Source organism: Streptomyces sp. NBC_00523 (assembly GCF_036346615.1).
In the GTDB taxonomy this organism is placed as follows: domain Bacteria; phylum Actinomycetota; class Actinomycetes; order Streptomycetales; family Streptomycetaceae; genus Streptomyces.
Window position 1 is genome coordinate 1,491,592 of the sequence record NZ_CP107836.1, and the last position, 26,724, is coordinate 1,518,315.

A 26,724-nucleotide genomic window follows, 5' to 3' on the forward strand; every position below is an offset into this window, starting at 1 on the left:
ATGCCGTGCACCTCCTGCGGCGGTGGCGGGAGCCTGGGCTCAGGCGATGAGCAGGGCGAGCCCGCCCACGGTGTACGCGATCATCAGGACGAGCAGCGGGAGTTGGCCGATGACGGCGCGCCGGGGTGGCATGAGCCGCACGGACCTGTCGTGGGCGGCGATGACCCCGAGGACGTGGCCGGTGACGATGGCGAAGACCTGGAGGGTCGCTACACCGCCCGGCCCGAGGGGCGGTTCGGGCACGGGGGGCCGGTCGGCGCCGAACGCCAGGCGCACGGTGTGCGGGCCCTCGGTGGCGAAGAGCGTGAAGTAGTGCGCGACGAGGTAGCCGAGGGCGATCGGCACCAGTGAGTGGGCGAATGCGGTGAGCGGGTGGGGCAGGGTTCCGCAGACGAGCCGGGTGGCCCCGGCGCAGAGCCCGTACAGGGTGGCGACGAGGGCGACGGCGCCGAGCAGCCCCAGGGTGGCGGTGGTGGTACGGCCCAGCTCCGAGGTCTGCACGGTGGTGATCCAGCGCGGCGCGTCGGAGAAGCCGTCGTACGCGGTGGAGCCGAGCATCACGCAGACGGTGGCGACGAGTCCGGGGAGCCGGGGCGTGCCGTCGAGCCCGTTGAACGGGGAGCGGACGACGAGGCGGCCGTCGGCGGGGCGGCGGCCGAACGGGGAGAGCCTGCCGAGGAGGGCGGAGTAGACCTCGAAGGCGTCGGCGTGGTCGAACCAGGGGGCGCCGTAGACCGCCGCACCGGTGAGGTGGACGGCCGCGTAGACGCCGAGGAACACCAGCAGGGCGGTGGGCGAGGCGGGGTCGGGGGCGACGAGTTCCAGCCAGGTGAAGGCGAGGAGCCCGGCCGCGGCGGGCCACATGCCGAGGCTTACGGGGAGGGCGCGGCCGGTGTCCGGGTCGCGGCGGAGCGCCCGGCAGGCGAGGAGGTGCAGGGTGCGCAGGGGGTTGAGCGCCCGCCAGACGGGCCCGAGGAGCAGCGAGGCGGGGACGAGCCCGACCCACAGGAGGACGTAGACCGCGCCGGGTGCCGGGTTGCGGTCCGGGTCGGCGGGGCCGAGGAGCAGCCACAGCACGACGGCGAGCGCGGCGGCCAGGCCGAGCGCGCGGGCGGTGAGCCGGGTGGCGCGGGCGTCGGCCAGGCGCTGGACGGCGGCCGGGAGCGGGCGGCCCGCCGCGTCGCCCCTGAACCGCGAGTCCGACCAGAGCAGGCCGAGCGCGAGGAACGAGACGAAGAGCGCGGCGAAGGCCCCGGCGAACGCGTAGAACGGCGAGAGGGGCAGGTCGTGCTGGGCCCCGATGCCGTGGGCGAGGACGCGCACGGCACCGGGAGCGGAGGTGCCCGTCACCGGACGACGAGCTGGGTCAGCAGGAGGTCCGACTCATGGGTCTCGACCTCGAAGAGCCCGGTCCTGTCGGCGGTGAAGGTGATCGTGACGGTCCGTCCGGCGGGGAGCTTCGCCTCCTTGTCGTAGCCGTGGACGTGCAGGACGTCGTCCCGGTCGCTGCGGACCCGCAGGCGCACGGTGCGGCCCTTCTTGGTCTCGGTGCGGCCGGGCGCGGGGCTCACCTTGCCGTCCTTGATCGCGATGTCGACGGTGGTGGTGTCGTCGGGGCTCGGGGAGGCGGGGCTCGCGGAGGCGTCGCCCAGCGTGGCGGCGGCCCGGACCGGGGTGGAGCCGACGGCCCAGGCGGTGTGGTCGTCGGCGTAGAGCCCCGCGGTGAGGTGGGTGCCGCCCCCGGCCGAGCGGAGCAGCGATGCGGGGAGGTGGAACCAGGCGCCGTAGACCCGGGCGAGCGGGTGGCCGTCCAGGAAGAGCCGGGCGTGACCGCGTCCGGCGAGCGCGCCGCCGCCCACGCTGTCCGGGGTGAAGCGGAAGTGGCGCACGGTGAGGTGGACGTTCCAGCCGTCCTCCGAGTCGGGCCGGACGGCGAGGTCCACCTCGGGGGCGCCGTCGGCGTCGACCTGGCGGAGCCGGTGGCCGTCGCCGTCGTCGGCCTTCAGGAGGCGCCCGTTGCTGCCGGTGTCCTCGGCGTGGCTGGTGCCGGGCTTGTGGTGGGTGGTGGCCCTGCCCCCGCAGGCGCCCGCGCCGAGGACGAGGACGACGGCGGTGAGCAGGGCGAGGGCGGGGCGGGCGGCGGCGCGGGCGCGGGTCATGCGGGGTCGCCTTCCGAAGCGGGGGCGTCGGGCTTCGCAGCGGGGGCGGGCGCGGAGGAGGCGGACGCGGAGGGGGCGGCGGACACGGGCTCCGGCGCGTCGGCGCCCTCGGCGTCCCCGCCCCCGTCCCCGCCTTCGGCGCGCTCCGCGCGCCCCCGCTCCCCGTGCCGGGCGGCGGCCACGACGGCCCAGACGACCCAGACCAGGCCGAGCAGCCCCCGTACCCAGGCCGGGCTGAGCGGGATCCACGGGATCATGAACACGCCCTTGTCCAGCGCGTCGAGCAGCGTCAGCGCGCCCAGGACCACGGTCACCCAGCCGAACACCGGGCGCGCCGGGCGCAGCGCCAGCCCGATGCCGGTCCACCAGAGCCCGGTGAGCAGCAGCGCGAGGGCGGGGACGTAGGTGGCGGCGAGACCCATGGTGGACCCGGCCACGTCGAGGCCGAGGCCGATGACGCCGAGGGCGGACGCGACCGTGGCGAGCCGACTGGTCCGGAGCCGCCGCCACCAGAGCACCCCGCCGACGAGCACGAGGACCGCGGCGATGCCCAGGGCGGCCTGGACCTCGATGCGGGCGATGCCGCGTGCCCCGTACCAGTCGCAGCCGGCCGGGAGCCGCCGGGCGCGTACGTCGTAGTCGGCGCAGACCAGCAGTTGGGCGAGCTTGACCGGTTCGCCGAGGAGCCGGTCGGTGGAGCCGGAGACGTCGCCCCGCTTCGCGCCGCAGCTGGGCAGGGAGCGCGGGGTCGAGGCGCCGGTGTCCGACTGCCAGCAGTTGCCGTCGCCCTGGCCGTCCCACCAGACGTCGGTGGCGTTGGGGCGGGACCTGCCGTTCTTGTCCTTGCCGAGGTGGTTGTCCGCGTACCGGTTGTGGTGCGAGGTGTCGGTCTGCTTGCCGAGGGCGTTCTCGCCGCGGATGAAGGCGGGGACGGCGCTCAGGAAGAACGCGGCGCGGTTCTGGCCGTAGATCCAGTTGTCCTCGTAGCGGTTCCAGTTGCCGCCCGCGGTGATGATGCCGGTGCCCGGGGGCATGGAGATCTGCGGGCAGACGACGCCGTCCTCGTAACCCCGCTCGGCCGGCGGCTTGGCGCAGGTGCCGTCGGCGACGTGGCGGTAGTAGTCGGCGTTGTTGTCGTGGATCAGGTTGCGTTCGAAGCGGGCGTGGTTCTGGGGGAGTCCGGGGTGGCCGGGGAAGGCGCTGTCCATCGAGGCGCCGCCCATGTTGTGGTCGAACTCGTTGTCGTGCACGTAGACGGAGTCGCCCGCGGTGCCGGAGTAGCCGACCATGCTGTGGTGGCTGCGGCAGCCGGTGATCTCGATCGAGTAGCGCGGGACGTCGTAGCCGTAGCCGTCGTTGATGTCGGAGGCGCTGCCGGGGTAGATGCCGGAGTCACCGTTGCCGTAGGACTCGCAGTTCTTGTACAGGCCGTGGTCGCTGGAGAAGGTCAGGAAGCCGTACTCGTCGTTCCAGCGGGTGAGTACGTCGTCGATGACGAAGCCGTCCTGGGCGAGGACGTAGAGCGAGTTGAAGGTGGTGCGCTGGGCGGTGAAGTTCCTGAAGTAGATCCCGTCGGACTTGTCCGAGCGGATCGCGTTCAGCTTGCGGTACTTGGCGTCGATGACGACGTCCGTGCGGGCCGCGCCGGTGCCCTCGATCTGGAGGTCCTTCTTGCCGAGGATCGCCACCAGGTTCTGGTTGTGCGGGCACTGGGCCTGCTGCTCGTAGCTGAGGATCTGGTAGCCCAGCTTGGAGTCGGGGGCCTTGAGGCGCGCGCACTCCCCCTTCGGCGCGGGGAGCGAGGGCTCCTCCTCGTACAGGCCGGGCAGGATCGCGATGGTCTTCCCGGGCCCGTCGACGGCGTCGACCGCCTGCTGGAGGTGGCGGTAGCCGGAGGTGCGGCACCGCTCGAAGAGCGTGAGGTTGCGCGCCTTCAGGGCTTCGGGGAAGCCGGAGATACGGCGCTCGAAGTCGGCCCGGTCGGTCTTGCAGACCAGGAGGTCGGGCTCGCCGGTGCGGTACACGGGGACGCTGCCGGTGCCGTCGGGCAGGGTGACCGGCCGTTCCTCGTGCGCCTGGGCGGCGGGGGCCGCGAGCAGTGCGGCGGCGAGCACCGCCAGAACCGCCAAAAGTCTTCGTGTCCACGACATGTGCGGGAGAGTAGAGCATTGTTCAGCTTTTTGAACCCCTTCTGCACGACGAATGCCGTTGACGCGCCACGCTTCCATTCCTACGGTTGTGCATAGGATTCCTTCGGACGGGAGCGCACATGGGCGGCATCGAGCAGGCGAGGAAGACGGCGGAGGGGCTTGCGTACTCCACCGGTTTCGGGAATCAGCACAGCTCGGAGGCGGTGCCGGGAGCGCTCCCGCACGGGCGCAACTCGCCGCAGCGCGCCCCGCTGGGGCTGTACGCGGAGCAGCTGAGCGGGTCCGCGTTCACCGAGCCCCGCGCCCACAACCACCGCAGCTGGCTGTACCGCATCCGCCCCTCGGCGGCCCATCCCCCGTTCGTCCGCGCGGACAACGGCGCGCTGCGCACCGCCCCGTTCACCGAGACCGTGCCGGACCCGAACCGGCTGCGCTGGGACCCGCTCCCCGAGCCCGCGCCCGGGACGGACTTCGTGGCGGGCCTGTGGACCCTCGGCGGCAACGGCGACGCGGCGCAGCGCACCGGCATGGCCGTGCACCTGTACAGCGCCAACGCGGCGATGACGGACCGGGTGTTCAGCGACAGCGACGGCGAGCTGCTGATCGTCCCCCAGCACGGCGGGCTGCTGCTGCGCACCGAACTGGGCCTGCTGCGCGCCGAGCCCGGCCATGTCGCCCTGATCCCGCGCGGCGTCCGCTTCCGGGTCGAACTGCTGGACGAGACCGCCCGGGGTTACGTCTGCGAGAACTACGGCCGCCCGTTCACGCTCCCGGACCTGGGCCCGATCGGCGCCAACGGCCTGGCCAACGCACGGGACTTCCTCGCCCCGGTCGCCGCGTACGAGGACGTGGAGCGCCCGGTCGAGGTGATCAACAAGTACTGCGGCAACCTCTGGACGGCGACCTACGACCACTCCCCGCTCGACGTCGTCGCCTGGCACGGCAACCACAGCCCGTACGTCTACGACCTGCACCGGTTCAACGTCATCGGCTCGATCAGCTACGACCACCCGGACCCGTCGATCTTCACGGTGCTGACCTCGCCCTCGGACACGCCGGGCCTGGCGGGCGTGGACTTCGTGGTGTTCGCGCCGCGCTGGCTGGTCGGCGAGGACACCTTCCGTCCGCCGTACTTCCACCGCAACGTGATGAGCGAGTACATGGGCCTGATCGAGGGCGCGTACGACGCGAAGACGGCCGGAAAGGGCGGCTTCGTGCCCGGCGGCGGCTCGCTGCACAACATGATGTCCGCGCACGGCCCGGACCGGGAGACCTTCGACAGGGCGAGCGCGGCGGAGCTGAAGCCGCAGAAGATCGACGACGGCCTCGCCTTCATGTTCGAGACCCGCTGGCCGGTCACCGCGACCGCGCAGGCCACGACGGCGGACCACCTTCAGCAGGGCTACGACGACGTATGGCAGGGTCTGAGCCGCAACTTCAGGCCGTAACGCGCCCTCCCGGGGCCCGGCGACAACGCATGCAGGAGGATCAGGTGCCGCAGCCCGCCGCGAACAGCCCCGCGCCCCGGGGCACCGCCTTCGCGCCCGACTCGCTGGTCCTGAACCGCAAGCTGCCGCTGTGGTACCAGGTCTCGCAGTCGCTGCGGGCGTCCATACTGGGCCGCACCCCTGACGCCACGCTGCGGCTCCCCACCGAGGAGCAGCTCGCGGCGCACTACGGGGTCAGCGTCCTCACCATGCGCCAGGCGCTCAAGGAGCTGGAGGCGGAGGGCCTGATCAGCCGGCACCGGCGGCGCGGCACGTTCATCGAGCCGCACGCCCGCCGGGGCTCCCCGGTCCGGCTGCTCGGCTCGATCGACGCGATCGTGGCCCAGCAGTCGGGCGAGCGCTCCACCCTGCTCGGCCACGGCCCGGTCCCGGTCCCGGGCGACGTGGCCGAGCACTTCCCGGGCTGCGCGGAGGTCGTCGGCTACCGCCGGCTGCGGTGCGACGGGACGACCGGCGAGCCGACCAACTGGGCGCAGAACTGGGTGCACCCGGAGGTCGCGGCGGGCCTCGACCCGGCGGATCTGGACCGGTGGCCGATGACCAAGGTGCTGCGCGACCGGGTCGGCGTCCCGATCTCCCGGATCACCGACACGGTCGAGGCCCGCCTCGCCGACCCGGCCACCGCGGAACTGCTGGGCGTCCCGCTGCTGAGCCCGATCCTGTACTACACGGGCATCACGTACGACGAGGCCGGCCGGGTGGTCGACGTGGCCCGGATCCACTACCGGGGCGACCGGTTCTCGTTCTCGGTGACGGTGGAAGCGCACTGACGGGTGGAAGCGCGCTGATCCCGCGCCGGAAGACGCCCTGACGCCGCCCCCGTCGCCGCCGTTACGATGCCGGGGAAGGCGGCGGGCGCGGCAGGCGGGGAGGACGACACGGTGGCAGCACCGGCAGCGGCCGGGTCCGGCGAGGGCCCGCGCGGCCCCCTCCTGGACGACCTCATGCCCTGGTCGGTCCGCCCGCTGCGCACCGGGCGCGCCTGGGTGACGGCCCCGGACGCCGCGTCCCTGCGGGCCCGCTGGGACCGCCTCGTGCGGGCGTCGGGCGAGGAGCGCGAGCGGCTGTTCGCCCCGACCCGCGCCCGTACGCAGCAGAGCGCCGTGGCCGCCCTGCCCGGCCGGTCCGGCGCCACCGGCCGCTTCGCCCGCGAGTCGGGCCCCTGTCCGGAGCCGGTGCGGATCCTGCACGGGCCGTACGACGAACAGTGGCTGCTGCCCGACCACCGCCTGATCGACGTGGCCAGGCCCGAGCTGTGGCGGGTAGCCGACGACCACCAGCTCTTCCTGGTCGAGCACGGCCGTGTGCCCCACGATCCGGGCCCCGCCGTGTCGGTGACGACGCTGCTGCCCGACGGCCACTCCCCCGCCGGCCGCCCCGGCCGGGTCCGCCCGCTGTACCGCCGCCCCGGCGGCCTCGAACCCAACCTCGCCCCCGGCCTGCTCCCCGTACTGCGCGCCCGGTACGGGGACACGGTCACCGCCGAGTCGGTGCTCGCCTGGATCCTGGCGGCGGCCCGCCCCTCACCGGCCGGCTGCGTGGTCCCGCTCCCGGCGGACGCCGCGCGCTGGGCGGAGGGGGTCGGGCTGGGCCGTGAGCTGCTGCGGCTCCAGCTGCGCGGGGCGCGCGGGGCGGAGCGCCCCCGGCTGCCGGGCGGGCAGCGCCCCTATGTGCGGGCGGCCGTCCCGCCGGTCCCGGTGTCCCTGGCGTACGAGGCCGAGGAGCGGGTGCTCGTGCTGGGCACCGGCCGCGTCTCGCCGGTGCCCGCCGGTGCCTGGGACTTCCGGGTGAGCGGGGTGCGCGTCCTCGATCTGTGGTTCGAGCGCCGGGCGGCGGTGTGCGGGGTGCCGGGGGCGGGGGCGGCGGGGCTCGACGCGGTCCGGCCGCGCGCCTGGCCGCAGGAGTGGACCTCGGAGCTGCTGGAGCTGGTCACGCTCCTCGCGCTCCTCGCCGAGCTGCGGCCCCGTCAGGAGGCGCTGGCCGGGGCGCTGGCGGCGGGCCCGGGGAGCGGGGAGGACGAGCTGCGGGAGGCGGGGGTGCTGCCGGTCGGGGAGGCGGCACGGCGGCCCGCCTCGGTCCTGGACCATCAGGAGGAGGGGCCGGACGGGCAGTTCGCGCTGCTGTGAGCGGTGCCCCGCACGCCCAGGGCGGCCGGGCGGCCGAGGTCGCCCAGGAGGCGGACGAAGCCCGTCTCCAGGAAGGCGCGGAGCTCGTCCAGGGCGTCCGGCTCGTCCAGCGGCCAGCCGGTGGCCGCCTCCTCGGCGAAGGCGAGCCAGGAGCGGGCGGCCAGGGTCAGCCGGGGCGACGGCGCCATCCCGAGCCGGCGCTGCCCCTCCACGACCCGGTGGGCGAGGGTGGCGCGGGTGGCCTCCACGATGTCCCCGGCGGCGGGGTGGCTGCCGGCGGCGCCCCGGACGAGGGCGCGGTAGACCTTGCGGCGCCCGGTCACGTAGGCGACGAAACCGGCGATGAACGCGCGCATCCAGGCGACCGGGTCCAGCGAGGCGTCCGGCGCGGTGGCGGCGGCGAACGCGTCGCATTCCCGGCGCACCACGGAGCGGTAGAAGTCGCGCTTGGAGTCGAAATAGTGGAAGAGCAGGCCGCGCGATATACCGGCCCGCCGGGCCACGGCATCGGTGGAGAGCTCGTCCAGGGAACAATCGGCGAGCATGTCCACGCCAATCGTCACCAATTGCGCCCTCCGCTCGTCGGGGTGCAGACGCGCGGCTCGCTTCTCGGGCATGGGCACAGTGTAGAAGTAGTTCGGCACCGAATTACCTCGGCACCCATGCGGGCCTGCCGGACACCGTGTGTGACCGGGTGCGGACATGGCGACGCGCCACTGCCGGCTCCGGGGATGACGGAAGAGCGGGCAGCAGCGCGCTGCGTGGATCGGGACCGCGGTCGGGTCAGTGGCGGCTGCCGAAGAGCGAGCGCCGCAGCCGGCGCAGTGGCGCGAAGAGCGACACCCGTGCGCTTCTGCTGCGCCGGGTGTGTCCGGCGTCGCGCGAGGTGAGCTCGCGCATCAGCAGCGTCGCCTCCGCCGCCTCGCGCTGCGGCACGACGGGACCGCCCAGCACCGCGAGATGGCGGTCGAGGCGCGAGCTCGTCGCGCTGCTCCCGCATGTAATGGCAGGCACACGCGCCCTGCTGCGCACCGTTATCTGTTCCATGTCACTCCCCACCCGTACGAGGGCACTCGGCCCGGGCAGGTTAACCCTATCGCCTGCCACCGACACTCGTGTATCCCGGGAGCGGGATTGCGCACACACATACGGAGGTTGACGAGGCGTCGGCGAATCCGCCCGGTTCCGGGGCGAGTTGACGGGCGCGCCCCTCGCGGGGCGCGCCATCACCCTAGTCGAGCGCGTTCAGGACCGGCAGGTAGCCGCCGGACTGCCCGGCGGCGAAGGGGTGGTACGACTCGCCGATGTTCAGCCAGTTGAGGCTGTGCAGCCAGGCGCTTCCGGAGCAGATCTCGTGCCCGGTGAAGGCGCTGGTGACGTCGCCGAAGCTGAAGCCGTGGTCGGCGGCGCGCTTGGCGGTGGCCGCGTTGAGGTAGTCGGCGGCGCCGTTGATGGCGGTGCGCACCTTGTCGCTCAGCCCGACGACGCAGCTGCCGCCGATCTTGTAGAAGCGCGGGTAGCCGAGGACGACGACATGGGCGGAGGGGGCCTTGGCCTTGATCGCGTCGTACACCGAGTTCAGCTTGCCGGGCAGCGTGGTGTCCACGTAGCTGCGGGCGGTGGCGATGCGGTTGAGGCAGGTGGACTCCGACTGGAGGACACAGGTCGTCATGACGTCGGAGAAGCCCGCGTCGTTGCCGCCGATGGAGATCGAGACGAGGTCGGTCGAGGAGTTCAGCGGCCCGAGCTGACTGGCGAGCACATCGCCCGTACGCGCCCCGGAGCAGGCCGTGAAGGAGAAGGAGGCGGGCGAGTGGGCGGAGGCCCAGAGGGAGGGGTACGCGAGGGTGCTGCGCTTGCAGTCGCCGCTGGAGCTGATGTAGCTCCCGGAGCCGACACCCGAGGAGTACGAGTCCCCGAGGGCGACGTAGTCGACGGACGGTGCGGCGTTCGCGGTGGCCGCCCCGGTCAGGGCGATGACGGCGCCGAGCAGGAGCGAGGACGAGAATGCCACAAGTCTGGACAGTTTCACGGAATCTCCCTTGAGCGACCGGCAGGATCTCTGCCTACTCAGTGGTAGCAGCGCGGACGGCCATTCCGGAAGTGTTCATGCCAAGTCAAACGGGTGAGCTTTTACCGAAGGCACCGTGACGGCCTGTCAGTCGGAGAAGACCGCGCGCACCGCGTCCTCGGCGAGCTCCAGGGCGCGGGCGTGGGAGAGGCCGAGGCGGCGGGCCTGTTCCGCGTACGTACGGGCCGCGGCGGCGGCGTTGCGGTCGGCGGTGTCCCCGGCGGCGGCGACGAACGTGCCGTTGCGGCCGCGGGTCTCGATGACGCCGTCCGCCTCCAGCGCCCGGTACGCCTTGGCGACCGTGTTGGCGGCGAGGCCCAGCTCCTCGGCGAAGCCGCGTACCGTCGGGAGCCGGTAGCCGACCGGCAGCACGCCGGAGCGGGCCTGTTCGGAGATCTGGGTGCGCAGTTGCTCGTACGGGGCGGTGCCGGAGTCCGGGTCCACGGCGATCTTCAGGGTCACGGGCCGATTGTCCCCCACCGGCGGAAAATGGGAGGCGGACGGGTCCGGGGCGCGGCTAGCGTCCGGCGCATGACTGTCCTCGTACGCGACTTCCGGCCCGACGACGCCGAGGGGTGGGTGCGGGTGCGGCGCGCCGCCCTCCCGTACATGATCACCACGCCGGAGCAGGCCGCGGCCGAGCTCACCGGGGCCCCGGCGGCGCGGCGTTACCGGATGCTGGTCGCCGAGGAGGACGGCGAGATCATCGGGACGGCGCAGGTGGGCCTGGCCCATGAGAGCCCGGAGCCGGGGCAGGGGTTCTGCAATCCGTACACCCACCCGGAGCGGACCGGCCGGGGCGCGGGCACGCTGCTGCTGCGGACCGCCGAGGAGTATCTGGCGTCGGCCGGGGCGGGCTCGGTCCACACCTGGGTCCTGGACACGCCCGGCAACCGGGCGTTCGCCGCGAAGCACGGCTACGCGCCGAGCCGGCCGGCCCACTTCCTCCATCTGGACCTGGCGAACGGCTCGCTGCCGCCCTGTCAGGAGCTGCCCGCCGGGGTCGAGCTGCGGACGGGCGCCGACTTCGCCGGTGACCCCCGCCCGCTCTTCGAGGCGGACGCCGAGGCCACGGCGGACGAGCCCAGCGACACGCCGGCCCGGCTGGACTCCTACGAGGACTGGCTCGCCGGGACCTGGAACGACCCCGGTCTCGACCACCACCTCACCTCGGTCGTCCTGGCCGACGGCGAGGTGGCCGCCTTCAGCGCCGCCCGGACCGACGGGGTGAGCCGCTACGGCTCGGCGATGACGGGCACCCGGCGGGCGCACCGGGGCCGCGGCCTCGCCAAGCTCGCGAAGAACGACTCGCTGCACCGGGCGCGCGCCGCCGGGTACACCGACGCCTACACCGGCAACGACGCCGGGAACGGACCGATGCTGGCGATCAACCGCTGGTTCGGCTACGCCATCTGCGCCACGGAGGTACGCCATGCCCGCAGGCTCGGCTGACGCCGGTCTGACCGTCGTCCTGGTCAAGGCCGGGAAGACCAAGATCAGGTATCCGGCGGCCCTGGTCGCCGACGACGGCACCCGGGTGACCGTCCGGGCCCCCTGGGCCGCCCCCGGGGTCCGGGACTTCGGCTTCGTCCGCTTCGAACCGGGCGACGTCTTCACCGAGCACTACTGGCGGGACGCCTGGTTCGCGGTGAAGGAGGTCCGCACCGGCGCGGGCGAACTCAAGGGCTGGTACTGCGATGTGACCCGCCCGGCCGTGCTCCGGGACGGCGAGCTGGTCGTGGAGGACCTGGACCTCGACCTGTGGGTGTCGGCCGACCGCTCGGAGGTCCTGCGCCTGGACGAGGACGAGTTCTCCGCGAGCGGTCTGGCCGGACGCGACCCGGAGGCGGCGAAGGCCGCGTCGGCGGCGCTGGACGAGCTGGAACGGCTCGCCCGCTCGCAGGAAGGTCTGGCCCCGCTGCTGCCCTGAGCGCCCGGAGCCCGCGCTCACCCCTCGCTCACCGGCAGCACCACCGCCCGTCGCTCGCCCTCCGGTTCGTATGCGATCGGGTCGCCGTCCTCGTGCCAGTGGATCAGGAAGCGCTCCCCCGCCCGGTAGCCTTCGAGGCCCGCGCGGCAGTAGGCGACCATGTCGTCGGGGAGGGCGTCGAGCGGATACCAGGCCAGCTCGGAGCACTTGTCGGGCTCGCGGTTGTACGGGGGCCGCGCGGGGTCGTACGCCGCCTCGAAGAACCAGCCCGTGCGGGGGCTGCCGCCCGGTCCCCGGTGCTGCATGACCAGCGCCACGCGCGGCTCCGCCGGGTCCAGATCGAGGCCGATCTCCTCGGCCGCCTCCCGGATCATCGCGGCGCGCACGTCCTCGCCGTCCTCCACATGGCCGGACGGGGCGTGCAGCAGGCCGTCCGCGTATCCCGTGCCGGACCGGCGGGCGAGCAGGACCTCGGAGCCGCGGCGGAGGATCAGGTGCACGTCGACCACCTCGGTGTGGCGGCGCGTCCCGCGCACGGGGGCGACCAGCGCGTACCGCTCGTCGTCCACGTCCTTGCCCCACAGGTCGCGGTCGCCGGAGAGCCGTTCGTGGTGGACGCGCTCGGTGAGCGGGGCGAGCAGCGCGGTGAGGCGTTCGGCGGGGATTCCCGTTCCGTTCCACACGCCCTCCACCAGGACCAGCCTGCCGCCGGGGCGCAGCAGCCCCGCCCAGTGGCGCAGGGCGGCCGCCGGGTCGGGCAGCGTCCACACCACGTGCCGGGCGAGGATCACGTCGAACCCGCGGTCGCCCACGGGCGGCCGGGCCGCGTCCCCCACCAGCACCTCGGCGTCCGTGCCGGCCAGCTTGGCGCGGGCCCGCTCCACCATGCGCGGCGAACGGTCCACGCCGGTGAGCCGGTGGCCCTGCCCGGCCGCGAGCAGCGCCAGGCTCCCCGTACCGCAGCCGAGGTCGAGCACGTCGGACGGTCCGGCGGGCAGCCAGCTCTCCATCCGCCGCGCCCAGGCGGCGCGGACCACCGGGTCGAGCAGCCCGTGGTCGGCCTCCTGGTCGAAGGTGTCGGCGAGGGAATCCCAGTCGGTCGTCGTCATGATCCGATCGTGCCAGCCGCCACTGACAATGCCCCTGCCCCGGCGAGGTGGGACCTCGCCGGGGCAGGGCGTCACGGGAACGGTGTCTAGCCGATGGCGGAGGCGCAGTTGGTCGGGCCGGCGTGCGACGGGTCCAGGGCGTTCGCCACCTCGTGGTAGGCGACCCGGTCGATGGTCCCGATGGCCACGTGCTCGGAGAGGTCGACCGGGCACAGGTCCTGGAGCAGGACGTTGCGCACGTCCGGCCCGTCCAGGAACTGGGTCCGGTACGGGGTCACGACCTCGTCGTAGCGGGTCGCGATGACGGTGTAGTGGACCCCGGGCACGGTGTCCGGCAGGGAGTTGAGCTTCTTGATGAAGGGCGATCCGGCCACCTGGTCGGCGAGTCCGGGCGTACCGGCGTTGAGCAGGTCGCCGACGCCAGGAAAGTACGGCAGGAGCTTGGTCAGGCCGAGCAGCGTGGTGCCGTGGTTGTCGGGCGCGAGCCCGATCATGGCGTTCACCTTGGCCGCCCCGCCGAGGAACTTCAGGTAGTAGTTCGGCATCATGCCGCCCTGCGAGTGGCCCACGATGTCCGCCTTGGCGGCGCCGGTGGAGGCGAGCACCTTGTCCACGAACGCGGCGAGCTGGCCTGCCGACTTGTCGATCGGGCCGAGGCCGTTGAAGACCGGCACCCCGGGCAGTTGCCCGTAGTCCAGCGAGTAGACGCAGTAGCCCCGGTTGACCAGGTAGGGGGCGAGGACGAGCCAGTTGTCGACGGAGTTCCCGAAGGTCCCGTGGACCAGGACGACGGGGCGGGGGTGGGCGGCGGAGGGCTTGCAGAAGTAGTCGTTCCAGCCGCGCGAGGTGGTGGCCGTCGCGGCGGCGGGGGCGGCCGCCGCGGTCGCCGTGGGGGTGGCGACCGCCGCGACGGCGAGGAGCAGGGCGGCGAGTGTCCGGCGGGCGCGTGGGGAGCGCGGCGCACGGGTCCAGGGCAGCATCGTGGGGTCTCCTTGCGGCTCAAGGGAGTTGCGATGTCTGTGCACCCTGCGGCCCGGACCACAAGTTCTGCTGACGTTCTGCGTGCTCATGCCAAATTACGCATGAGTAGGGTTCAGTGGGAAGTTACGCGTCGGTAAAAAGTCCACGGGGCCGCCGGCCGACGGGTTACGCGAGCCGTCCGGGGCCCGCGCGGCCCCGCGCGCACCGCTCAGGCCGCCAGCCGCCCCGGCATCACGGCCCGGGGGCCGAACCGCTCGCGCAGCCGGTCCGCGACCGCCTCGATCCGCCGGGCCCGCTCGTCCACCGGGTCGAAGCTCAGCTGCCGCGCAGCCCGTTCGGCCTCGCCCAGCCCCTCCGCGCGCAGCCCGATCCCCCGCACCCGGGCCCGTTGCAGGCCGAACGATTCGTGGATGCGGTACGCGAGCGCGGTGAGCTCCGCGGAGTGCGCGGTGGGTTCGCGGAGGGTACGGCTCCGGGTCAGCGTCGAGTAGCCGGTGCGGTCGGCGTAGCGCACGGAGACCGCGAGCGCGCGGCACACCTGCCCCTCGCCGCGCATCCGCGCCCCCAGCTCCTCGGTGAGCGACATGAGCGCGCGCCGCTGCCGTTCCGGGTCCAGCTCGTCGCGCGGGAAGGTGCGCTCGGCGGCGACCGAGCGGGCGGCGGCGTTCGGCCGGACGGCGGTGCGGTCGACGCCGTGCGCCCGCTCCCACAGGTCGCGCCCGGTCCGCGCCCCGGTGATCCGTTGCAGGGTGCCGAGCGGGGCCGCCGCGATCCGGCCGACGGAGTCGAGCCCGTATCCGCACAGCGTCCGGGCCGTCGCCGCCCCGACGCCGTCCAGCGCGGCGGCGGGCCGGTCCGCGAGGAAGGCGGCCACCCCGTCGGCGGGCACCACGAAGGTCGTCCCGGGCGCGGCCTGCCGCAGCGCCATCCGGGCCAGCATCGGGTTCGGGGCGGCCCCGATCGCGCAGTCCACCCCGTGCAGGGCCAGCGCGCGGACCCGGATCACCGAGGCCAGGCCCTGCACGTCCCGCCCGAAGTAGCGCAGCGCGCCACGCACATCGGCGAGCGCCCCGTCGGGCGGCGCCGCCTCCACGACCGGGGTGAACGAGCCGAGCAGGGCGAGCAGCCCCGCGTACCCGGCGGCGTCCGGGGACCCGCCGCCGACCCGCCGGAACCGCAGGCAGAGGACGTCGGCCCCGGAGGCACCAGTCGCCTCGGAGTCTTCGGCCGCCCCGGTCATCCCGCGCTCCCCGGGCTCTGGTGCCACAGCTTCCGTCCGGTGGGCAGCCCCTCGCCGGGCGGCTTGAGGTCCGCCCAGGGGTTCATCTCGTAACCGGTGGGCATCCGGATGCGCCGCCCGTCGTCACCGGCCGGCTCCGGGTCCTCCCCGGCCTCCGGCTCCGGCACCTGCGCCAGCCGCTCCGCGACCGCGTCGAGTCCGCCGGTGCGCCGCAGCTCGGCCAGCTCCGCCAGGTTCCAGGCGGCCGCGCCGACCACGCTCAGGCTGCGTGCCCCGCGCCGCTGCACCACCCCGCGCACCAGCAGCAGCCAGGAGTGGAAGACGGTGTGCGCGCAGGCGGCGTGGCTGTCGTCGAAGAAGGCCAGGTCGACCAGGCCCGTACCGTCGTCCAGGGTGGTGAAGACGACCCGGCGGCCGGAGCGGATGGGCGGGGTCTGGGTCGCTGCCTTGGCGCCCGCGACCAGCACGGTCTCCCCGTGCCGCGCCTCGCGCAGCCGCTTGGCCGAGACCGCGCCGAGCTCCTCGAGAAAGGCGTGGTGATCGGTCATCAGATGGCGCGAGACGTCCATGCTCAGCACGCCCAGTTCGGCGCTGAGCCGTTCCGCCTCGTTGAGGTCGGGCAGGCCGACGGACGCGGTGCGGTGGCCGCCGCCGAGCGGGAGCTGCGCGCCGGAGCCCGCGCCGCGCTGGGCGCGGTGCAGTTCGGACAGATGGAGCAGCAGATCGCGCCGGTTGGCCCCGAACGCGTCCAACGCGCCGACCTGGGCGAGCCGTTCGGCGGCCGGCCTTCCCGGGCGGGCCCGCTGCCAGAAGTCCAGCAGTGAGCTGTAGGGCTGGCCGTCCTCGATCCGGGCGGCCTCGGCCTCGCTGATCCCGTGCACGTCGGAGAGCGCGAGCCGCAGCCCCCAGCGCTCCCTCCCCTCCCCCTCATCAGACACCAGTTCGATTCGATGGGCGGCCGCCGACCGGTTCACGTCCAACGGCAGCACGGGCACCCCGCGCCGCCGGGCGTCGGCGAGCAGCAGCCGCTTCGGGTACATCCCGGGGTCGTGGGTGAGCAGCCCGGCGTAGAAGGCCGCCGGGTGGTGCGCCTTCAGCCAGGCCGACTGGTACGTGGGTACGGCGAAGGCCACCGCGTGCGCCTTGCAGAAGCCGTAGCTGCCGAACGCCTCGATGATCTCCCAGGCGCGGGCGATGACCTCCGCGTCGTACTTGCGCGCCGCCGCGTGCTGGGCGAACCAGACCCTGATCAGGGGCTGGGACTCGGGGTGGGAGAGCCCGCGCCTGACCCGGTCGGCCTCGTCGCGGCCGCAGCCGGTCATGATGTCGACCATCTGGATGATCTGCTCGTGGAAGACCACCACGCCGTACGTCTCGCTCAGCGCGCCCTCCAGGTCGGGGTGCGGATAGCGGACCGGCGCCCGGCCGTGCCGGGCCTCGATGAACGGGCGGACCATGTCGGCGGAGACCGGGCCCGGCCGGAACAGCGAGATGTCGACCACCAGATCGTGGAAGTTCTCCGGCTGGAGCCTGCCGACCAGGTCCCGCTGGCCCGGCGACTCGATCTGGAAGCAGCCCAGCGTCTCGGCCGTCCTGATCAGCTGGTACGTGCGCGGGTCGCCCGGCTCCACGGCGTCCAGGTCCACCTCGCGCCCCGAGGCCCGCTTCACCTCGGCGACCGCGTGCGCCATCGCCGACTGCATCCGTACGCCCAGCACGTCCAGCTTGAGCAGCCCCAGGTGCTCCACGTCCTCCTTGTCGAACTGGGACATCGGGAAGCCCTCGCCGCTGGTGGGCACGACGGGGGTACGGCGCAGCAGCGAGGCGTTCGAGAGGAGGACCCCGCACGGGTGCATGGCGACGCCGCGCGGCAGTGCGTCCAGCGCCTCCACCAGCTCCCACAGCCTCCCGTACGTCTCCCTGGTCCTGGCGACCTCGCGCAGCTCGGGCAGCTCCTCCATGGCCGCGCGGGCGTCGCGGGCCCGGATGTGCGGGAAGGCCTTGGCGAGCCGGTCGGTCTCGGCCGGGTTCATGGAGAGCGCGGCGCCGACGTCGCGGATGGCGTGACGCACCCGGTAGGTCTCGGGCATGGCGACGGTGGCGACCCGCTCGGCGCCGAAGCGGTCGATGATCGCGCGGTAGACGTCGAGGCGGCGGGCCGACTCCACGTCGATGTCGATGTCGGGCAGCACGAAGCGGCGCCTGGACAGGAAGCGCTCCATCAGCAGCCCGTGCTCGACCGGGTCGGCGTGGGCGATGCCGAGGAGGTGGTTGACCAGCGAACCGGCCCCGGAGCCCCGGGCGGCCACCCGCACCTTCATCGCGCGTACGTCGTCCACCACCTGGGCGACCGTCAGGAAGTACGAGGCGAAGCCGTGGTGGGCGATGATGTCCAGCTCGTGGTGCATCCGGTCCCAGTACCCGGGCCTGCGGTCGTAGCCGCGCAGCACCATCCCGGCGGCGGCGCGGGAGGCCAGCACCCGCTGGGCGGTGCGCCGGTCCGCGCCGACGAGGCCGGGTTCGGGGAAGTGGACGGAACCGAGGCCGATGTCGCCCCCGGGGTCCACCACGCACGCCTCGGCGGTGTCCCGGGTCTCCGCGAGGAGCCGCGCCCCGGCACCGGCGCCGAGCCCGGCGGCCGAGGTGATCCGCTCGGCGGTCTCCGTCATCGCGCGGGCGTCCTTGAGCCAGCGCTCACCGCTGTCGAGCGGGGCGCGGCGCGGGTCGACGGGGACGAGGCGGCGGGCGGCGTCGAGCACGTCGGCGACCGGGCCCTGCCCCGGGTCGGCGTACCGGACGGCGTTGGTCAGCACGGCCCGTACGCCCTGCTCGGCGGCGAGGCCGACGGTACGGGCGGCGAGCCGCAGCGAACCGGGCCCGGTGCCGGTCCGCCCGTGGTGGACGGCTTCGAGGCGCAGGCCGTCGCCGTACAGCTCGCGCCAGGGGGCGAGGAGGGCGGCGGCCAGGTCGGGGCGGCCCGCGGACAGGGCCCGGCCCACGTCGGAGGCGGGGCCGAGCAGCACGGTGAGCCCTTCGGCGGGCAGCGCGGGCCGGCCGAGCAGGGGCCGCCCGCCCTCGGGGACGGCGGCGTGGGCGGCGGTGACCAGACGGCACAGCTCGGCCCAGCCCAGGGCGCCGTCTCGGGCGAGGAAGGTGACCCGGGGTGCCGATTCATCGACAAAGACACCTCCCCGGGCAGGGGTGCGGGGGCGCCGGGCGGGCGCCTCCCCCGCCCCCGGCCCCACCGCGAGGTCCACCCCGAACAGCGGGCGCACCCCTTCCCGCTCGCAGGCCCGGGCGAACCGGACCGCTCCGGCCAGGGTGTCGCGATCGGTCAGCGCGAGGGCGTCCAGGCCGCGCTCGGCGGCGCGCTCCGCCAGCCGCTCCGGGTGCGAGGCCCCGTACCGCAGGGAGAACCCGGAGGCGGTATGCAGATGCGTGAACCCGGGCACCTGCACCTCCTGAACCGATTCGTACGCGCTGGCCACCCCCTCGCTCTCCACCATAAACCAAGTTTCGAACACTCGTACGATACTCGGCGCCCGCCCGGTCTCCCCCGGTCACGGCCCCCTCCCCTTCCGCCGTTCGGCCGCGCCCCGACTGCGCGCGCGAGGGGTAGCCCGGAGCGTGGGGGCATGACTTTCGCCGACGAGGTGCGGAACGCCGTCACCCCCCGGGCCGCTCTGCTCGTCATCGGGGTGCTGGCTCTTCAGCTGCTGTTCATCGCGTCCTACATCGGGGCGCTGCACCACCCGAAGCCGACGGACGTCCCCTTCGGCGTCGTCGCGCCCCACCAGGCGTCCGCCCGGCTCGTCGCCCAGCTGGACGGCCTCCCGGGCGGCCCGCTCGACCCGCGTACGGTCTCCGACGAGGCCACCGCCCGCCGGCAGATCCTCGACCGGAAAATCGACGGCGCCCTGATCGTGGACCCCCGGGGCACCCGGGACACCGTGCTGGTCGCCTCCGGCGGGGGCACCGTCCTGGCCACCTCGCTCACGAAGATCGCCAAGGAGGCGGAGGCGGCCCAGCGGCGCACCGTGCGCGCCGTCGACGTGGCCCCGGCCTCGCGCCAGGACTTCGACGGGCTGTCCGCGTTCTATCTGGCGGTGGGCTGGTGCGTCGGCGGCTATCTGTGCGCCTCGATCCTGGCGATCAGCGCGGGCACCCGCCCCGCCAACCGGCAGCGCGCGCTGATCCGGACCGGGGTCATGGCGCTGTACGCGATCGCGGGCGGCATCGGCGGCGCGCTCATCATCGGCCCGGCCCTCGGCGCCCTGCCGGGCAGCTTCTGGGGGCTGGCGGGCCTGGGCGCGCTGACCGTCTTCGCGGTCGGCATGATCACCCTCGCCCTGGAGGGGCTCACCGGCATCGTCGGCATCGGCCTGGCCGTCCTGATCGTGGTCATCGCGGGCAACCCGAGCGCGGGCGGCGCCTTCCCGCTCCCGATGCTCCCGGACTTCTGGCGCGCGATCGGCCCCGCCCTGCCCCCGGGCGCCTCGACCTGGACGGCCCGCTCGATCGCGTACTTCCACGGCAACGCGGTGACTGGCCCCCTCCTGGTCCTGTCCGCGTGGGCGGTGGCGGGCACGGCGGGCACCCTGCTGACGGCGATGCGCAGGGCCCCGGACCGACCGGCGACGACGGAGGCGTCCCCCGGCTAGCATCGGCGGCCATGATCACACTGGCCGTCACCGTCGGGCTCGCGTTCGCCGGCTATGCGCTCACCTATCTCAACGGACTGCGCCTCTCGCAGCGCCAGGAACGCCTCACCCGGGTGAACCGCCAGCTCGGCGACTTCTACGGCCCCCTGTTCGCCCTCACCGAGGCCAACAGCCGCATCTTCGCCGCGTTCGTGGAGCGCAACGCCCGCCCCGACGGCAGATCCCCCTTCGACCACGAGACGCCGCCCACCGAGGAAGAGCTCGCCGAGTGGCGGCTGTGGGTCACGACCGTCTTCCTCCCGAACATCCGGGCCATGCGCGATCTCGTCCTCACCCACGCCGACCTCCTGAACGAGCCGGTGATGCCGCCCCTCCTGCTCCAGCTGTGCGCCCATGTCTCGGGTTACGAGATCACGGCCGCCCGGTGGTCGCGGGGCAACCACGAACAGCACCTCTCGGTGGTGTCGTTCCCCAGCCGGGAGATAGCCGCGTACGCGCGCAAGGGCTTCACCGAACTGAAGAAGGAACAGGCCCGCCTGCTCGGGCAGCGGCACGCCCGCTGACGCGCACCCCACACGGCGCACGACACCGAAGAGCCCCCGCACGCCCCTAGGCGTGGCAGGTGCATGGCGGCATTCTGGAGCGACCTCGCACACCCGCAAGGCCGGTCCAACCGCCCCTCTCCCCACGGAGGTTGTCCATGCGCCGTCGCGTCGCCACCCTGCTCGCCGCCCTCGGGCTGTCGCTCCCGCTCGCCCTGCTGCCCGTCGCGTCCGCCTCGGCGGCCCCCGCGGACAAACCCCAGGTCCTCAGTTCCTGGACGCAGACGAGCGCCGCCAGCTACAACGCGTGGAACTCCGCCCGCAACAACAAGGGCGCCTGGTCCGCGTACGGCTTCGACTGGTCGACGGACTACTGCAGCAGCTCGCCCGACAACCCCTTCGGCTTCCCGTTCCAGACGGCCTGCGCCCGCCACGACTTCGGGTACCGCAACTACAAGGCCGCCGGGACGTTCTCCGCCAACAAGGCCCGGCTCGACAACGCCCTCTACGCGGACCTCAAGCGCGTGTGCGCCGCCTACTCCGGGGCCAAGCGGACCTCGTGCGACGCCACGGCGTGGACGTACTACCACGCGGTGGACATCTTCGGCGTGGCACCGGCCGGGGCGGGCGCGGGCAGAGGCTGACCGGCGCCCACGCACATGGCCCCCGGCGGGACCGGGGGCCATGTGTCCGTACGGGACCGGGCGTCAGTTCAGCGTGACGCCGTACGCGCTCAGCGCCTCGGTGACCGGCTGGAAGAACGTCGTACCGCCGGAGCTGCAGTTGCCGCTGCCGCCGGAGGTCAGGCCGACGGCCTTGGAACCGGAGTAGAGCGGACCGCCCGAGTCGCCGCCCTCGGCGCACACATTGGTCTTGATCATGCCGTAGACGACATCACCGTTGCCGTAGTTGACCGTGGCGTTGAGCCCGGTGACGGTGCCGCTGTGGATGCCGGTCGTGGAGCCCCGGCGGGTCACCGACATGCCGACCGTGGCGTTGGCCGCGCCGGTGATGGTGACGCTGCCGACCTTGCCCGGGTGGGCGAGCGAGGTGTTGTCGTAGCGCACGATTCCGTAGTCGTTGCCCGGGAAGCTGGAGCCGACCGTCGGGCCTATGTAGGTGCTGTTCGAGGAGTTGGTGTACCAGGGCGGGTTGCCGTCGGTGCAGTGCCCGGCGGTCAGGAAGTAGTACGTGCTGCCGCTGTGGACGTTGAACCCGAGGGAACAGCGCCAGCCGGGGGCGTAGATCGCGTCACCTCCGGCGAGCAGCTTGTTGAACTTGCCCGGGGTGTGCTCGATGCGCAGGGCGCCCGCGTTGCCGCCCGCGGAGTCCTTGATCTGCTTGATCTCCGCCGCGGAGACCGTGCTGTCGACCGTGACGACGACCTTCCCGGTCTTCTGGTCGACGCTCCACGCCGTGCCAGCGATGTCGGCGCCGAGGACGGCGTCACTGGCGGCGGCGAGCTGGTTGGCGCTGTACGTTCCGCTGGAGTTCGCCTGGGCGGTGGGGGCAGCCAGAGCGCCTACGGCCACCAGGCCCGCCGCGATGGCGAGGGCCCGAGTGCGTCTGGCGGTACCGCTGAGGGGGGTGGTGCGCTTGATCCTCACTGTCATTCCTCCCGAGGGGAATCGGGGGTCCGCCTGTGGGGTGGTCGGACCCGTGAGGCGCAGTCAGGCACACGGCCATCCGTCCGCATTCCGGATATGCCGTGCCCCTGACAAGCGCTGCTCGGGAGTATTCAAGGCGTCAACTTCTCGCGCAAGGGTGCCTTTTGGCCTGAGCTCGTGGCAGCCCCTCAGTCGTCGGCCCGCTGCCGCTCCCCCGCCTCCACGGCCACCGGAAGGGTGTTGCCCGGCGGCGGGAAGGGGCAGATGAAGTGGTCCGCGAAGGCGCACGGCGGCAGCAGCGCCCGGTTGAAGTCGACGGTCACCGCGCCGTCGGCGTCCGGTGCGGCGGGCCGCAGGAACCGGAAGCGGTAACTGCTGTTCCCGCTGGTCGCGTCGGCGAAGACGGCCCAGAGCGACCCGTCCGGCTCGACGGCGACCTGGAGCGTGTGCCCGGCCCCGTCCAGCTCGAAGGCGATCTCCCCGGCGAGCCCGAGCCCGCGGGCGACACCGTCGGCGTTCTCGACCCGGACGGTGCGCGCGTCCGCGTACGGGCGGAAGGTGCCCGGCACCGCCCAGCGCGGCGCGTACGGGGTCGCCTCGATCGCCCGGAACGCGCGCCGCGCGGGCGATCCGGGGTCGAAGACGCGGACCGCCCACAGGCCCTCGCGGCTGAGCACGACGAGCCTGCGTCCCTTGTGCGCGACCCGGGAGGCGTCGATCGGCCCCTGATCCGCACCCAGCCGGACCTCCCCGGCGAAGGGCTTCCCGTCGACGGTCAGCCCGTCCTCCGGGGCGGCGTCGAGCACCGGTGCGCCGTCCTCCTCGCGCCACCGGCCCGGGACGGCCGGAATTCGCCCCTCCGGGTAGTCCGCGAGCCAGTGGGTCCCGGTGAGGGAGAGCGGACCGTACGGCGCCGAGACCGTGGCGGTCCGCTCCTCGTGCCAGCGCTCCCAGTCCCGCGCTGCCTGCTGCTGTGCGTGCGTGCTCATGGTGGTCAACCCTTCCATACGGGTGCGGCGATCCCGAGCTGCGACCGCAGCGTCGAGCCGGTGTACGTACGCCGGAACGCCCCCCGGTCCTGGAGGAGCGGGACGACCCGGTCCACGAAGCCGTCGAGCCCGCCGTGGGCGTACGGGTCGAGGACGAAGCCGTCGGCGGCGCCCTCGGCCACGTACGCGGTGAGCAGCGCGGCGACGGCGGCCGGGCTGCCGGTGAGGGGGGCCTGCGCACCGGTGCCGTCGGCGTCGTCGAGCACGAGGGCGACGCGGAGCATGACCTTCAGCTCGTCGTGCGCCCGGCCGTGGGCCGCGAGCCGCCCCTTCACCTCCGCGTAGCGGGCGCGGGCCGCGTCGAACGTGGTGTGCGGGAGGACGACGACGTCGGCGGCGGACGCGGCGAGTTCCCGGTCCTGGGGCGAGTCGCCCGCCAGGACGGTGACGGGATGCCCCTGCGGACAGCGCTCCACGGTGAACTCTCCCTCCACCGCGAAGTACCGCCCTCGATGGGCGACGGGGCGCGGGGCGCCGTCGGGCGTCCAGGAGTCCCAGAGCGCGCGGGCGGCGGCGACGCACTCTGCGGCGCGCGGGTGCCCGCCGGCCGGGGCGTGGGCGTGCCAGGCGGCCCGGCCGTCGCTGAGGTGGTCGAGGGTGGCGAGGCGGCGGGCCAGCTCGCAGGGCTCCCCGAAGGCGGCGTCGGCGGCCAGGCCGAGCCGGTCGGTGCCGGCGGCGAGGGCGGCCAGCACGGTGAGCGCGTCGGGCCCGTCGGCCGCGTCCCCGGCGACGAGGAGGAAGTCGAACAGGCCCCGCTCCGCCGTGCGCGCGAGCCGTTCGTACGAGGCGAACCCGGCCCGCTCCCCGGCGCCGGGGGCGGACGCGGCGAGGTGCATCCGCCGGGGCGGCGCGGTCGTCATACGCGCGCTCCGGCCTCGGCGCGGCGGCGGGCGGGCCGGGCCAGGCCCAGGTGCTCGCGCAGGGTGCCGCCCGGGTAGAAGGTCCGGAACAGGCTGCGGTGCTGGAGCAGGGCCACCGTGCCGTTGACGATCCGTTCGAGGTCGCGCCCGGGGGTGATCGGGGTGAGGTGGAAGCCGTCGACCGCGCCGGACCGGTACCACCGGGTGATCAGCTCGGCCAGGTCGACCGGGCCGCCCCGGTAGTAGGTCCCCCGGTCGGCCGGTGGCGGCTCGTCGGCCAGCCCCGGTTCCGGTGCCGTCTCGGCGTCGCCGAGGTCGACGGTGAGCGCGGCGAACACCCGCAGCGCGTCGGGGTCCCGGCCGTGCGCGGCGGCGCGGCGGCGCACGTCGTCGCGGATCGCGGCGGTCCGCTCGGGGGTGGCGGCCCGGACGAGGACGACGTCGGCGTGGCGCGCGGCGGCGGCCCTGGCCGGTTCGGGCGTGCCGTCGATGACGACGACGGGGTGGCCCTGGGGCGGTTCCCAGTGGTCCCAGTGCCGGGCGCAGTCCTCCACGCACTCCCCGGCCCCGCCCCACAGCGCGTCGGCGGACGCGGCGGGGCGGCGGCCGAACAGCCGGGCCTCGGCCTCCGTCGCGGACACGCCGACCCGCCAGCCCGCCCGGCCCCGGCTGACCCAGTCCAGGGTCGCCACGGCGGACGCCAGGCGGGACGGCTCGGTGTGGGTGGCGGTGACCGTCGGCACGAGGCCGATGCGGCGGGTGGCGGGGGCCACCCGGGCGAGGACGGCGAGCGCGTCGGGCCCCGGCCGGGCGAAGGAGTCGCCGAGGGTGACGAAGTCGAGCGCGCCGCCCTCCGCGAGCCGGGCGAGGGCGGTGTGGTGGGCGGCGTCGTACCGGGGCGGGCCGCCGATCTCGGCGGCCAGGTGGAGGGGGCGCAGGACGGGACGGGACGCGGATGGGCGCGCGGGCATGGGGAGGCTCCGTGGATACGGTGATCGGACACGGGGCGCGCCCTCGGCGCGGAAACGCGGAATCGCAGCAGCGTGGAGCAGGGCGGACGGGCCCCTCAGCCCGGTCCTCCCCCGAGACAAGCGGTGCCGGGGGCGGACTGTCAAGCCTGTCCACACTGTGAGCAGTACGTCTCAAGGCAGTTGACGGGTCATCGGACGGCTGTTCCACTGGGGCCATGCAATCGCAGCAGTGGCTGGTCAAGCGCTCCCACATCGACTTCGGTCGCGTGTGGTCCTGTTCCTGTTGAGCCGACGCCCTGCTCCCCGCGCCTGTCCCACCCTTGTCCAGGCGCGCCCTCGCACGTCCGGCACAGCAGCACACCCTCCCCTCACTCCGTCCCGCTCCGCCATGCCGCGGAGCGGGACGCAGGGGTGACGACGTACAGGTGACACCGCCTCAGCAGTCGCACCCGCAGTCACAGCCGTCACAGCAGCTGCAACAGTCGCAGCAGTTGCTGCACGCGTCGCAGCCGTCACAGCAGTCCCCGCAGTCGCACTGGCTGCACAGCCCCTCACGCCGCTGACGCGACCAGGGGTCCTCGAAGGTGCCGCAGCACATCTGGCAGGTGCAGGCGAGCCCGGCCCACACCAGGCAGCCCACGACGAGCCCGCGCCGGTCGCGCGGCGGCTCGGGCGGCCGGGGCCCGGAGGGTCCGCCCGGTCCCGTGGGCGCGTACGGATTGCCCGGCGGCGGCCCGAAGGAGCCCGCGGGCCCCGTTCCTGACGGTTCGCCGGATACGGTCAGCAGCCCGCCGGACCGGTGGGAGCAGACGTCCGTGGCGAAGGCCCGGTCCACCGAGCGCCGCAGCTCGTGGGTCAGCAGCACATGGACGAGGCGGCCGTCGGTGAACTCCGCGTCCGCCAGCGCCAGCCGTACGCCCTTCAGCGCGTCGTCGGCCAGCCGCCGGGCCTCGGCGCGCGAGGTGCCGGTCGCGGTGAGCGGGTTCCAGGCACCCGCCGCGGCGTCGGCCTCCTGGTCCTCCACGGCGTCCAGCAGGTGCGCGAGGCGCCCGAAGAGGCGTCCGGCCTCGGCGAGCGGCTCGGCGTTCTCCGGCCTGCCCGCGAGGACGGCGGTGTGCGCGAAGGCCGCGGCGGTGGCGGTCTCGGTGGGCTCGGTGACCGTCAGCAGCGGGGTGCCGGGTCCGGCGAGGAGTTCGATGCCGGCCTGCCGGTCGACGGCGTCGACCAGGACGGCGGTGTCGAAGCCGAGCTGCGCGCCGGTGCGCGCCCCGGCCCGGTCCCAGCTCGCCGCGACCCGGCGGGCCGCCGCGGCGACCGGGCGCCGGGCCAACAGGCCGTCCCGGTCGGCGACGTGGTCCCGCACCTTGGCCGAGGCGAGCACCAGCGAGACGGCGGCGGCCAGCCGGGCGCCCTCGCCGCGCGCGACGGGCGCGGTGCGCATGGAGCGCAGCGGGCAGGGCCCGGCCGTGCGGCGCTGTCCGGGGGTGCGTTCGGTCTGAGCCTCCGTCAGGACTGAGACGATCAGGCCGTCGTAGTTGGTGACGACCCGGGCGAACTGCCCGTGGTCGGAGCGGAGCGCCAGACAGAGCCCGCAGAGGTGGGCCATCCACTCGGTCTTGAGCCTCTCGGAGAGGCGATGCGTACAGGGCCTGACTATTCCGAACACGGCCGTCCCCCGGTATTCGTTCGCGTGTGTGCCGCGCTCGGGCGCGGATGCGACGGCATCGTATCGAGCGGCCCGTTCACCCGTACGTCCCCCA

General features: G+C 74.1%; 24 protein-coding genes. 8 read left to right on the forward strand and 16 right to left on the reverse strand.

The features are described from left to right. Positions 1–39: 39 nt before the first annotated feature. From OHS17_RS06685 to OHS17_RS06695, 3 genes are read right to left on the reverse strand one after another with little or no spacing between them, the layout of a single operon-like run. The gene (locus OHS17_RS06685) at positions 40–1,350 is read right to left on the reverse strand and encodes a hypothetical protein (RefSeq protein WP_330311422.1); all 1,311 of its coding nucleotides are present in this window, start codon (positions 1,348–1,350) and stop codon (positions 40–42) included. Next, positions 1,347–2,159 carry a hypothetical protein gene (locus OHS17_RS06690; RefSeq protein ID WP_330311423.1) on the reverse strand — a complete coding sequence of 271 codons (813 nt, stop codon included), beginning with the start codon at positions 2,157–2,159 and terminating at the stop codon, positions 1,347–1,349. Before OHS17_RS06690 ends, OHS17_RS06685 begins: the two co-directional genes overlap by 4 nt. Further along, entirely contained in the window at positions 2,156–4,309 is a 2,154-nt protein-coding gene (locus OHS17_RS06695; protein ID WP_330311424.1) for a right-handed parallel beta-helix repeat-containing protein, read from the reverse strand. Before OHS17_RS06695 ends, OHS17_RS06690 begins: the two co-directional genes overlap by 4 nt. A gap of 119 nt (positions 4,310–4,428) precedes the next feature. Between OHS17_RS06695 and hmgA the strand changes: the two genes are divergently transcribed. From hmgA to OHS17_RS06710, 3 genes are all read left to right on the forward strand, one after another. Further along, positions 4,429–5,757: a homogentisate 1,2-dioxygenase gene (gene hmgA / locus OHS17_RS06700; RefSeq protein ID WP_330311425.1), complete on the forward strand. Its 1,329-nt coding sequence runs from the start codon at positions 4,429–4,431 to the stop codon at positions 5,755–5,757. A gap of 29 nt (positions 5,758–5,786) precedes the next feature. Next, positions 5,787–6,587: a GntR family transcriptional regulator gene (locus OHS17_RS06705; protein ID WP_330311426.1), complete on the forward strand. Its 801-nt coding sequence runs from the start codon at positions 5,787–5,789 to the stop codon at positions 6,585–6,587. A gap of 66 nt (positions 6,588–6,653) precedes the next feature. After that, positions 6,654–7,943 (forward strand): type ISP restriction/modification enzyme, encoded by a 1,290-nt coding sequence (locus OHS17_RS06710; protein WP_443066121.1) that lies wholly within the window; start codon positions 6,654–6,656, stop codon positions 7,941–7,943. Here OHS17_RS06710 and OHS17_RS06715 read toward each other — a convergent pair. The 4 genes from OHS17_RS06715 to OHS17_RS06730 form a co-directional block, all read right to left on the reverse strand. Continuing rightward, entirely contained in the window at positions 7,904–8,560 is a 657-nt protein-coding gene (locus OHS17_RS06715) for a TetR/AcrR family transcriptional regulator (RefSeq protein ID WP_330311428.1), read from the reverse strand. The two genes, OHS17_RS06710 and OHS17_RS06715, sit on opposite strands and share 40 nt — an antisense overlap. A 166-nt stretch (positions 8,561–8,726) precedes the next feature. Further along, the gene (locus OHS17_RS06720; RefSeq protein WP_026171590.1) at positions 8,727–8,990 is read right to left on the reverse strand and encodes a hypothetical protein; all 264 of its coding nucleotides are present in this window, start codon (positions 8,988–8,990) and stop codon (positions 8,727–8,729) included. A 184-nt stretch (positions 8,991–9,174) separates the two neighbouring features. Continuing rightward, positions 9,175–9,957: an SGNH/GDSL hydrolase family protein gene (locus OHS17_RS06725; RefSeq protein ID WP_330315172.1), complete on the reverse strand. Its 783-nt coding sequence runs from the start codon at positions 9,955–9,957 to the stop codon at positions 9,175–9,177. Positions 9,958–10,101: 144 nt separating this feature from the next. Then, positions 10,102–10,476, reverse strand: a complete 375-nt coding sequence (locus OHS17_RS06730; RefSeq protein ID WP_330311429.1) for a GntR family transcriptional regulator — start codon at positions 10,474–10,476, stop codon at positions 10,102–10,104. A 69-nt stretch (positions 10,477–10,545) separates the two neighbouring features. Here OHS17_RS06730 and OHS17_RS06735 point away from each other — a divergent pair, with 69 nt between their 5' ends. Together OHS17_RS06735 and OHS17_RS06740 are read left to right on the forward strand one after the other, a co-directional pair. After that, a complete protein-coding gene (locus tag OHS17_RS06735) occupies positions 10,546–11,466 on the forward strand; it encodes a GNAT family N-acetyltransferase (protein ID WP_330311430.1) in 921 nt (306 codons plus the stop codon). Then, entirely contained in the window at positions 11,447–11,944 is a 498-nt protein-coding gene (locus tag OHS17_RS06740; RefSeq protein WP_330311431.1) for a DUF402 domain-containing protein, read from the forward strand. Before OHS17_RS06735 ends, OHS17_RS06740 begins: the two co-directional genes overlap by 20 nt. A gap of 17 nt (positions 11,945–11,961) precedes the next feature. Here the strand turns inward: OHS17_RS06740 and OHS17_RS06745 are convergent, their stop codons facing one another. From OHS17_RS06745 to OHS17_RS06760, 4 genes are all read right to left on the reverse strand, one after another. Next, a complete protein-coding gene (locus OHS17_RS06745; protein WP_330311432.1) occupies positions 11,962–13,053 on the reverse strand; it encodes a methyltransferase domain-containing protein in 1,092 nt (363 codons plus the stop codon). An 86-nt stretch (positions 13,054–13,139) separates the two neighbouring features. Then, positions 13,140–14,033: an esterase/lipase family protein gene (locus tag OHS17_RS06750; protein ID WP_330311433.1), complete on the reverse strand. Its 894-nt coding sequence runs from the start codon at positions 14,031–14,033 to the stop codon at positions 13,140–13,142. Between the two features lie 209 nt (positions 14,034–14,242). Next, complete coding sequence (locus OHS17_RS06755) at positions 14,243–15,274, reverse strand: DNA polymerase Y family protein (protein WP_330311434.1); 1,032 nt, start codon at positions 15,272–15,274, stop codon at positions 14,243–14,245. Then, positions 15,271–18,780 (reverse strand): DNA polymerase III subunit alpha, encoded by a 3,510-nt coding sequence (locus OHS17_RS06760; protein WP_330311435.1) that lies wholly within the window; start codon positions 18,778–18,780, stop codon positions 15,271–15,273. The genes OHS17_RS06755 and OHS17_RS06760 overlap by 4 nt, the downstream gene beginning before the upstream one ends. Before the next feature lie 129 nt (positions 18,781–18,909). Between OHS17_RS06760 and OHS17_RS06765 the strand changes: the two genes are divergently transcribed. The 3 genes from OHS17_RS06765 to OHS17_RS06775 all read left to right on the forward strand — a co-directional run bounded on the left by OHS17_RS06765 (position 18,910) and on the right by OHS17_RS06775 (position 21,121). After that, positions 18,910–19,935 (forward strand): DUF3533 domain-containing protein, encoded by a 1,026-nt coding sequence (locus tag OHS17_RS06765; protein WP_330311436.1) that lies wholly within the window; start codon positions 18,910–18,912, stop codon positions 19,933–19,935. 11 nt (positions 19,936–19,946) lie between these two features. Beyond that, on the forward strand, positions 19,947–20,498 hold the full coding sequence (locus tag OHS17_RS06770; protein WP_330311437.1) for a hypothetical protein: 552 nt from the start codon (positions 19,947–19,949) through the stop codon (positions 20,496–20,498). Between the two features lie 137 nt (positions 20,499–20,635). Beyond that, positions 20,636–21,121 carry a phospholipase gene (locus OHS17_RS06775; protein WP_330311438.1) on the forward strand — a complete coding sequence of 162 codons (486 nt, stop codon included), beginning with the start codon at positions 20,636–20,638 and terminating at the stop codon, positions 21,119–21,121. A gap of 63 nt (positions 21,122–21,184) precedes the next feature. Here OHS17_RS06775 and OHS17_RS06780 read toward each other — a convergent pair whose 3' ends face one another. From OHS17_RS06780 to OHS17_RS06800, 5 genes are all read right to left on the reverse strand, one after another. Continuing rightward, complete coding sequence (locus tag OHS17_RS06780; RefSeq protein ID WP_330311439.1) at positions 21,185–22,084, reverse strand: S1 family peptidase; 900 nt, start codon at positions 22,082–22,084, stop codon at positions 21,185–21,187. A gap of 188 nt (positions 22,085–22,272) precedes the next feature. Then, a complete protein-coding gene (locus tag OHS17_RS06785) occupies positions 22,273–23,073 on the reverse strand; it encodes a DUF1684 domain-containing protein (RefSeq protein ID WP_330311440.1) in 801 nt (266 codons plus the stop codon). Between the two features lie 5 nt (positions 23,074–23,078). Further along, positions 23,079–23,993: an LLM class flavin-dependent oxidoreductase gene (locus tag OHS17_RS06790; protein ID WP_330311441.1), complete on the reverse strand. Its 915-nt coding sequence runs from the start codon at positions 23,991–23,993 to the stop codon at positions 23,079–23,081. Next, on the reverse strand, positions 23,990–24,964 hold the full coding sequence (locus OHS17_RS06795) for an LLM class flavin-dependent oxidoreductase (protein WP_330311442.1): 975 nt from the start codon (positions 24,962–24,964) through the stop codon (positions 23,990–23,992). The genes OHS17_RS06790 and OHS17_RS06795 overlap by 4 nt, the downstream gene beginning before the upstream one ends. Before the next feature lie 436 nt (positions 24,965–25,400). Then, on the reverse strand, positions 25,401–26,630 hold the full coding sequence (locus tag OHS17_RS06800; RefSeq protein WP_330311443.1) for a DUF5685 family protein: 1,230 nt from the start codon (positions 26,628–26,630) through the stop codon (positions 25,401–25,403). Positions 26,631–26,724 lie beyond the last annotated feature (94 nt).

What these genes read in the sequence shown, in the direction of transcription:
- OHS17_RS06710 (WP_443066121.1), top strand. Translation starts at nt 6,654, where the DNA reads ATGCCGGGGAAGGCGGCGGGCGCGGCAGGCGGGGAGGACGACACGGTG.
- OHS17_RS06750 (WP_330311433.1), bottom strand. Translation starts at nt 14,033, where the DNA reads ATGCTGCCCTGGACCCGTGCGCCGCGCTCCCCACGCGCCCGCCGGACA.
- OHS17_RS06770 (WP_330311437.1), top strand. Translation starts at nt 19,947, where the DNA reads ATGATCACACTGGCCGTCACCGTCGGGCTCGCGTTCGCCGGCTATGCG.
- OHS17_RS06740 (WP_330311431.1), top strand. Translation starts at nt 11,447, where the DNA reads ATGCCCGCAGGCTCGGCTGACGCCGGTCTGACCGTCGTCCTGGTCAAG.
- OHS17_RS06715 (WP_330311428.1), bottom strand. Translation starts at nt 8,560, where the DNA reads ATGCCCGAGAAGCGAGCCGCGCGTCTGCACCCCGACGAGCGGAGGGCG.
- OHS17_RS06735 (WP_330311430.1), top strand. Translation starts at nt 10,546, where the DNA reads ATGACTGTCCTCGTACGCGACTTCCGGCCCGACGACGCCGAGGGGTGG.
- OHS17_RS06755 (WP_330311434.1), bottom strand. Translation starts at nt 15,274, where the DNA reads ATGACCGGGGCGGCCGAAGACTCCGAGGCGACTGGTGCCTCCGGGGCC.
- OHS17_RS06760 (WP_330311435.1), bottom strand. Translation starts at nt 18,780, where the DNA reads ATGGTGGAGAGCGAGGGGGTGGCCAGCGCGTACGAATCGGTTCAGGAG.
- OHS17_RS06695 (WP_330311424.1), bottom strand. Translation starts at nt 4,309, where the DNA reads ATGTCGTGGACACGAAGACTTTTGGCGGTTCTGGCGGTGCTCGCCGCC.
- OHS17_RS06785 (WP_330311440.1), bottom strand. Translation starts at nt 23,073, where the DNA reads ATGAGCACGCACGCACAGCAGCAGGCAGCGCGGGACTGGGAGCGCTGG.
- OHS17_RS06720 (WP_026171590.1), bottom strand. Translation starts at nt 8,990, where the DNA reads ATGGAACAGATAACGGTGCGCAGCAGGGCGCGTGTGCCTGCCATTACA.
- OHS17_RS06795 (WP_330311442.1), bottom strand. Translation starts at nt 24,964, where the DNA reads ATGCCCGCGCGCCCATCCGCGTCCCGTCCCGTCCTGCGCCCCCTCCAC.
- OHS17_RS06775 (WP_330311438.1), top strand. Translation starts at nt 20,636, where the DNA reads ATGCGCCGTCGCGTCGCCACCCTGCTCGCCGCCCTCGGGCTGTCGCTC.
- OHS17_RS06705 (WP_330311426.1), top strand. Translation starts at nt 5,787, where the DNA reads ATGCAGGAGGATCAGGTGCCGCAGCCCGCCGCGAACAGCCCCGCGCCC.
- OHS17_RS06765 (WP_330311436.1), top strand. Translation starts at nt 18,910, where the DNA reads ATGACTTTCGCCGACGAGGTGCGGAACGCCGTCACCCCCCGGGCCGCT.
- OHS17_RS06690 (WP_330311423.1), bottom strand. Translation starts at nt 2,159, where the DNA reads ATGACCCGCGCCCGCGCCGCCGCCCGCCCCGCCCTCGCCCTGCTCACC.
- OHS17_RS06790 (WP_330311441.1), bottom strand. Translation starts at nt 23,993, where the DNA reads ATGACGACCGCGCCGCCCCGGCGGATGCACCTCGCCGCGTCCGCCCCC.
- OHS17_RS06745 (WP_330311432.1), bottom strand. Translation starts at nt 13,053, where the DNA reads ATGACGACGACCGACTGGGATTCCCTCGCCGACACCTTCGACCAGGAG.
- hmgA (WP_330311425.1), top strand. Translation starts at nt 4,429, where the DNA reads ATGGGCGGCATCGAGCAGGCGAGGAAGACGGCGGAGGGGCTTGCGTAC.